The sequence below is a fragment of the Nostocoides sp. genome (assembly GCF_035343835.1).
GTDB lineage: Bacteria > Actinomycetota > Actinomycetes > Actinomycetales > Dermatophilaceae > Nostocoides_A > Nostocoides_A vanveenii.
In genome coordinates, this window is the sequence record NZ_DAOQZV010000016.1 from 18,367 (window position 1) to 25,339 (window position 6,973).

General features: G+C 69.6%; 6 protein-coding genes. 3 read left to right on the forward strand and 3 right to left on the reverse strand.

Annotated features, from left to right (window positions below; all coding sequences use genetic code 11):
- Positions 1 to 127: 127 nt before the first annotated feature.
- Positions 128 to 1,033: a phenylalanine 4-monooxygenase gene (locus PKH97_RS02465; RefSeq protein ID WP_324385819.1), complete on the forward strand. Its 906-nt coding sequence runs from the start codon at positions 128 to 130 to the stop codon at positions 1,031 to 1,033.
- A 222-nt stretch (positions 1,034 to 1,255) separates the two neighbouring features.
- On the opposite strand, the gene PKH97_RS02470 is transcribed toward PKH97_RS02465, so the two are convergent.
- From PKH97_RS02470 to PKH97_RS02480, 3 genes are all read right to left on the reverse strand, one after another.
- Complete coding sequence (locus tag PKH97_RS02470; RefSeq protein ID WP_324385820.1) at positions 1,256 to 2,707, reverse strand: ATP-binding protein; 1,452 nt, start codon at positions 2,705 to 2,707, stop codon at positions 1,256 to 1,258.
- A gap of 65 nt (positions 2,708 to 2,772) precedes the next feature.
- Entirely contained in the window at positions 2,773 to 3,780 is a 1,008-nt protein-coding gene (locus PKH97_RS02475) for an SGNH/GDSL hydrolase family protein (protein ID WP_324385821.1), read from the reverse strand.
- A complete protein-coding gene (locus PKH97_RS02480) occupies positions 3,773 to 4,897 on the reverse strand; it encodes an alpha/beta hydrolase-fold protein (protein WP_324385822.1) in 1,125 nt (374 codons plus the stop codon). The genes PKH97_RS02475 and PKH97_RS02480 overlap by 8 nt, the downstream gene beginning before the upstream one ends.
- 171 nt (positions 4,898 to 5,068) lie before the next feature.
- Between PKH97_RS02480 and nhaA the strand changes: the two genes are divergently transcribed.
- Both nhaA and PKH97_RS02490 read left to right on the forward strand, forming a co-directional pair.
- Positions 5,069 to 6,385: a Na+/H+ antiporter NhaA gene (gene nhaA, locus PKH97_RS02485; RefSeq protein WP_324385823.1), complete on the forward strand. Its 1,317-nt coding sequence runs from the start codon at positions 5,069 to 5,071 to the stop codon at positions 6,383 to 6,385.
- Between the two features lie 69 nt (positions 6,386 to 6,454).
- The gene (locus PKH97_RS02490) at positions 6,455 to 6,871 is read left to right on the forward strand and encodes a phage holin family protein (RefSeq protein ID WP_324385824.1); all 417 of its coding nucleotides are present in this window, start codon (positions 6,455 to 6,457) and stop codon (positions 6,869 to 6,871) included.
- The last annotated feature ends 102 nt before the right edge of the window (positions 6,872 to 6,973 follow it).

A 6,973-nucleotide genomic window follows, 5' to 3' on the forward strand; every position in this document is an offset into this window, starting at 1 on the left:
TCGATTCTGCGCCAATTGCCCTAGGCTACTGGGCACACTAGCCAGCCCCGTGCTCTTCGTGGTGTCCTGAGGGCACACCACGGATGGTGCCGGACAAGGTCGTCCGGCCACGCGAAAGGGGCCCGCGATGTTCGACGAAGGCCAGCTCTACTCACCGGTGACCGAACACGCCGACGGCCGGGTCGAGGTGCATCTCGGCGCGGATCACCCCGGCTTCACCGATGCGGCGTATCGCGGGCGCCGCGCCGACATCGCGGCAGCCGCCCTCGCCTGGACGCCCGGGACGCCGATCCCGGTCATCGACTACACCGATGCCGAGAACGAGGTCTGGCGGATTGCCAGCGCCGAACTCGCCCCCAAGCACGCCGTGCGTGCCCACTCCGAATACCTCGCCGCGAAGGCCGCCCTCGACCTGCCGGCCGACCGCGTCCCCCAACTCGCGGAGGTCAGTGCTCGCCTGCGGCCCCTCACCGGCTGGACGTATGCCTGCGCCCCCGGCCTGGTCGCCCTGCGCGAGTTCTACGGGGCGCTGGGGGCGCGCGTGTTCCACTCCACGCAATACCTGCGCCACCCCTCGCAGCCGCTCTACACCCCCGAGCCGGACATCATCCACGAAGTGATCGGCCACGCGAACCAGTTGGCCTCACCGCGCTTCGCCCGGCTCACCGAGGCCGCCGGCCGGGCGTCCTTGCGCGTCCAGACCGATGCCGCGATGAAGGTCATCGCTGACGTCTTTTGGTTCAGCATGGAGTTCGGTGTCATGCGCGAACAGGGCGAGCTCAAGGCGTATGGCGCGGGCATTCTGTCCAGCTACGGCGAGATGGATGCCTTCTCGCACATGGAGATCCGGCCGCTCGATATCGCGGCGATGGCCCGCATCGATTACGACATCACGACCTACCAGTCGACGCTCTTCTGCGCCGAATCGCTCGATGAGCTCGAGGACGTCGTCGGCGTCTTCTTCGAGACAGTCGACGACGACTCACCGGCCCGGATCGATGCCGCCTGGGCTCGCGAACTCGCCAGTCACTAACGGCCCGGCGGCGTCCCCGGTTAGCTCTGCACACTTGCGGTCAGCACGCGCCCAGGTGCCATCTAGGCGGTACTGAAAAACCACGGACGGGCAGCGGTCCCCGCGACGTAGTGGAGCTGGGTCCAACGCTCTGCGCGGGCCGCAGGAGCGAGGGTCCCACGCTCTGCGTGGGCAAACGTCGTGGGTTGTCCTAGTAGTGCCCGCCGCCGAACGCACCCACCCTCAGCAGTACACCTCCCCGTCGCCTGGTCGCACGCGCGGCATCCGGTCCACCGACATGCCGCTCTTCTCCTCGCCGCCGGCGCCGAGCAGCGCCCGCGACAACCGCTCGCCGTCCGCGAGGATCTCGCTCGTCGCTTCGTGCAGGTGCCGGTCGCCCGGCGCCACGCCATCCTTGGCCGCATGGAGCACCGCCCTGCGGATCAACTCCCGGCTGAAGGACGCCGTCGTGCCGCTCGTGCGGTGTGCCGTGTCGGCCAAGACGTCCTCACTGAACGCCCCCTCGGGGGCATACAGGCGCAACAGCGCCAGCCGGCCGGCGGCGTCCGGCAACGGGACTTCGACGGCCAGGTCCACCCGGCCCGGTCGCTGGGTCAAGGCGCGCTCCATGGCGTCGACCCGGTTCGTCGTCAGCACGAAGGTGACATCGGCGTCGGCGTCCAGTCCGTCCATCGCATCGAGCACCTCGAAGAGCAGCGGCTTGGCGCCATAGCTCATGTCGCGGTCCTCGGCGATCAGGTCGCAGTCCTCCAGCACCACGAGCGCCGGTTGCATGGCGCGGGCCAGCTTGGCCGCCAGACCGACGAATCGCAGCGTCTCACCGGCGAGCAGGACGACCGTGTGGTCGGGCGTCACCCCGAGCAGATAGCGCACCGTATGCGTCTTGCCCGACCCGGGCGGCCCGTAGAGCAGCAGGCCGCGCTTGAGGTGCTGCCCCAGCCGCTTGAGCTCGGGGGCGTGCGCGGCGATCCCCGCGACATGATCGACCACGCGCTCCAACACGCCCTCCGGCAGGACCACCTGGTCCGCGCGCAACTGGGGCCGAGCGATGAAAGTCAGCCCCTCCTCGGTCATCTCGTAACCCGAGGAGGCAAGGCTGACGACCGCGCCCCGAAGCACACTGCGGGTCAGCGAGAGTTCGCGGACCTCTTCCAACAAAGCCGCGGACACGGTGCGGTCGGCACAGAGCACCTCCAGCGTGGCCAGGCCCCGCCCCCGGCCAGGCAGGGCCCGACGCACGAGGACGGCGACGGGCACGCAGGCATACGCAAAGCGGCGGATGCCCATGGCGATCGCCGCGCGCTCGCTGTCCGGACCGGTTGCGACATTGGCGTAGTCGACCTGAGCGACGGGGAATCGCCCATATCCACCGCCCGGCTGGATCATGTCGGGCAGGTTGACGTGATAGCGCGACTCGCCGCCACCGATCCCGATCACGTCATTGGCCGGGTCCCGACTGGCGATCGCGTCCAGCGCGATGTCGTAGTCGACGAAGCGGTGGTTCTGCACCTCCTCGCTCAGCACCGCCATCTCGTGCGGCGGCCCGCCGAGGTGCTCCGCGAGCGCAATGGCCAGCGGCGTGCCGGCACTGGCCGGCTGGTGCTGGAGGAGCAGGTCGAGCAATACCTTGAGCCGGTCCAGAGGCGCGTCAGGATCTGCAGGGGAGGTGTCCATCCCTTGACCGTAGACACCCGCACCGACAACGACCAAGGGGACAGTCCCGGCAGGCTCACCCGAGGTCAGCGCGCGAGCGCCCCGGCGCGATCCAGACTGTCCACGACGGCCTGGGCGAGGAGCCGGTGCCCGACCTCATTGGGGTGGTTGCCGTCCGGCGCGAGCGCGAAGGTCGCGTCCCTCGTGCCGTCGCCCTTGAACGGAGTCACGGTGTCGGCGTAGATCGCGCCACCGGCCTTGGCGACATCCCCGACCACATCATTGAACGCGTCGGTCAGCTTCGCGCTGGCCGCGACATAGGCCGCGCCCCGGGAGGCACCCACCTGCCCGTCGCGAAAGACATTCCAATAGCCCATCAAGACGATGCGGGCATCCGCGGGCCGTGGCTGGGCCGCAATGGCCCCGGTGATTCGGTCAAGGACATCCTTCGTCTCTGCCAGGGCGGGACCATCGCAGGCGGCGGTCATCGGGTCGGCGCAGTCGGGCGAATCGGCCAAGTCCTCATCGAAGTCGTTGGCGCCGATCTCGACGATGACGACATCGGCCCGCCGGAGCCGAGCGATCACGTCGGGATCGCGGAGTTCGTCCAGCACATCGGCCGAGGTCTGACCGCCGACGGCGAGATTGTCGACGGCAGCCTGCCGCCCCGTGCGTTCGGCAAGCAAGGGCCCGGTGAGCTCGGGAAAGGGATCGCACGCACATCCCGCGCCGGACGGCACCGAGTCGCCGAAAGCCACGATCCGCAGCGTGCCGCTCCCCGCCGTCAGCGCGGGGGCCTCATTCGTGGCCGACGAGCTTGCCGTATGACCGCCAGCTGCCCTTGTGACGCTCGCCGCGCCGCCGCTGGACGCACTGGCGCCGGTCGCGACGCTTGTGGTGGCCGCACTGACGCTGGGCGCACCCTCACCCGTCCCGGTCGGCCGAGTCGCACCCGCAGACGACATGCCACTGCAGCCGGCGAGCACGAGGGCGAGCGACGCGACGACGGCGGTCACGGCATACGGGCGGGTGGCGGGGGTGGACGGGTGGCCGGACCGGACGGCATCCGGCTGGACGGCATCTGGCTCAGGCATGCGGCGCGAACCCGGGCAGCGTCTTGACCAGCCAACTCACCATGGCTGCCTCGGTGGGCGGGATTGTGGCGACATTGTGTCCTCCATGGTGCAGCACGTGGGCGGTCACTGACAGCGGCGGGCGAGCGGCTTTGAGCAGGGCGACCAGGGCGGCATACGCGCTGTGGTCCTCTTTGCTCGCCATCAGCCACAGGGCGATGGGCGGCGGATGATGACCGGCCACGGAGACCAGCTGATAGGTCTTCAGGCCGGCGGGGTCGCTCTTGAACGGCACGTAGGCCGGGGCGAACTCGGGGCTGTTGTAGCCCAGGAAGGACACCGCGCCGCCGAAGGTCGCCGGGTAATGCAGGCCGACATTCGCGGCACACCAGCCGCCATAGGAGGCGCCAAGCACCAGCCACGACGTGCGCCGGTCGGCGACCCGGAAATGCGTTCCGATCCACGTCGGAATGTCCTGACCGAGCCAGCTCATCGTCTGTGGCCCTTGGCCGGTCGGGGCATTCACGCACTCGGTGTCCAGGGTCAGGGGGATATTGATCTGCGGCATCACCACGATCGGTGGGGCGACCCGGTGGGCATCGACGAGACTCTGAAAGGTCGTGTCGAGGTTGAGCTCGTGGTTGACCGCCGTCGGCCCACCGGGCCACCCGTGCAGAGCCTCGATGACCGGGTAGCGGACGCCTGAGTTCGGATCGTAGCCCTTGGGCAAATAGACAAGCACCTGTCCGACGAGGCCCGTGCGCGCGCCTTTGACGGTGTAGGTCTGCCATTGCTGACCGGGTGCTGGCAGCGGAGCCAGCACCGCCGTGGCGGGCGCGACCGTGACGGCCGGGGGCAGCGTGTCGGCGACGGCGGGCAGCGCACCCCGGCTGACTGTCGTCGACGCGGAGGAACCGTTGTCGAGGACATCGGTCCAGGTGACGAAGAAGAGGTAGTGGTCGTTCAGAACGACCGCGCAGGTCGCAACCACGGCGGCGCACATGCTCACGGCGGCCGTCGCGCGGCCGAGGATGCCGGCGACGCCGCCTCGTCGCGGCCGGCCAGCCACGATCACGACGAACAAAGCCAGCGCCACCAGGGCCAACAGGCTCGGCAACGCCCACCCCGTCAGGGACACAATGGACCACCTCCGTGGTCATCGTCGGACCGCCGGCTGCTGGTCGGCTGATCGCCGGCTGCGCATCGCCTGGGAGGGCGCACCAGTCCCGGTCCGCTAAAATTGATGTTCTGGAGCGCCGGGAAGTCTGGTCGGCAATGTCCGTGACCGACCCCGAAGCGAAGGCAGTTGATGACCCTTTCGCCGTTGCGCCGCCGTGCGCTCGCACGTCCATCCTGGGCCGAGGCCCAGACCATCCGCGCCGCCCTGCGCACCGAGACCGTCGGTGGCGGCCTCCTGCTCGGCGCCGCACTCCTCGCCCTGATCTGGGCGAACAGCCCCTGGCGCGAGTCATATGCCGCGCTGCGCGACCTTAAGGTCGGCGTCGATTGGGGTCACCTGCGGCTGAGTCTGGGGCACTGGGCCGCTGACGGCCTGCTGGCCGTCTTCTTCTTCGTCGCCGGACTGGAACTCAAGCGCGAGTTGCTCGTGGGCGACCTACGCGACCCGGCCAAGGCCGCCGTGCCCGTGGTCGCGGCAATCTGCGGCGTCGTGATCCCCGTGCTCGTCTATATCGGCGTGGTCGTCCTCGGCGGCGGCGACGCCGTGGCGATCGGCGGGTGGGCCATCCCGGCGGCCACCGATATCGCCTTCGCCCTTGCCGTCCTGGCGGTGCTGGGCTCGCACCTACCGTCGGCGCTGCGGGCCTTCCTCCTGACCCTGGCGGTCGTCGACGACCTGATCGCCATCGTCATCATCGCCGCCTTCTACACCGCGGACTTCCAGATCTGGCCCCTGCTGCTCGCGCTCGTCCCGATCGCTGCCTTCGGCGCGCTCGCGCAGCGACGCATGACGTATGCCGTGGCTCTCGTCCCGCTCGCCGCCCTCGCTTGGGCGCTGGTCCACGCCTCCGGCGTGCACGCCACCGTTGCCGGGGTGCTGCTCGCGCTCACCGTCCCGGTCAAGCCCCGCGCATCGGTGCCGGCCCTGAGCAAACACTCGCGCACGAGCGACATCGCCCACCGGATGGAGCACCGCTTGCGCCCGCTCTCGGCCGGTGTGGCCGTGCCGGTCTTCGCCTTCTTCGCGGCCGGGGTGACCGTCGTCGGTGGTGGCCTGGGCGGGGCGCTGCGCGACCCGATCACCTATGGCGTGATCGCCGGCCTGGTCGCGGGGAAGTTCATCGGCGTGCTGGCCGGGACGTGTGCGACCGCGCGGTTCACCCGGGCGGATCTCGATGAGTCACTCGCGTGGATCGATGTCTGCGCGGTCGCCCTGCTCACCGGAATCGGGTTCACGGTCTCCTTGCTCGTGGGCGAGTTGGCCTTCGGCGCCGGCCATGAGCGCGACGAACACGTCAAGGTCGGTGTGCTTGCCGGCTCGCTGTTGGCCGCTCTGTTGGCCGGGGTCCTGCTGCGACGGCGCAACGCGCACTACCGTGAGGTGGAAAAGCGGGAGACCGCGGACGAGGACGGGGACGGCACGCCGGACCTCTACCAACGGGCTTGAGCCTTCCGTGATGTATTCCGGTTGCGGGGATCACGGTCGTCGCCCCTACGGGCGGCTAAGGTGAGCGACGTGGGAAGCTCACCGCTGGACAACCGGCCGCTCGACATCGATGGCGAACGCACCATCGGGCAACTCGTCGCTGACGCGAGCCGCGAGATGTCGACCTTGGTTCGCAGCGAGATCGCGCTGGCCAAGGCCGAAGTGACCGGCGGCCTAAAAATCGGCGGCAAGGGTGCCGGGCTGCTCGGCGGCGCCGCCTTCATGGGCCTGCTGGGCGTGATCTTCTTGCTGCACACGTTGGCGCAGGTGCTCGACATCTGGCTGCCGGCGTCCGCGGCCTATGCGATCGTCACCGTGCTGCTCTTCCTGGTCGCCGCAGTCCTGGGCCTGCTGGGCAAGAAGGCGTTGTCGCAGGCCAAGCCCAAACCCGAGAAGGCCATCGCCGAGGCCGAGAAGACGATCGCCGCGGTCAAGTCCGCGGCCTGACGTCTGCGACGCCGCTGCCCGGCGCGCGAGGCGAGGGCTGCACGCAGCTATCGGCCCAAAGGGGGGCGGCCGCCACCGCTCAGCGCGGGCGGCGCGTGATCG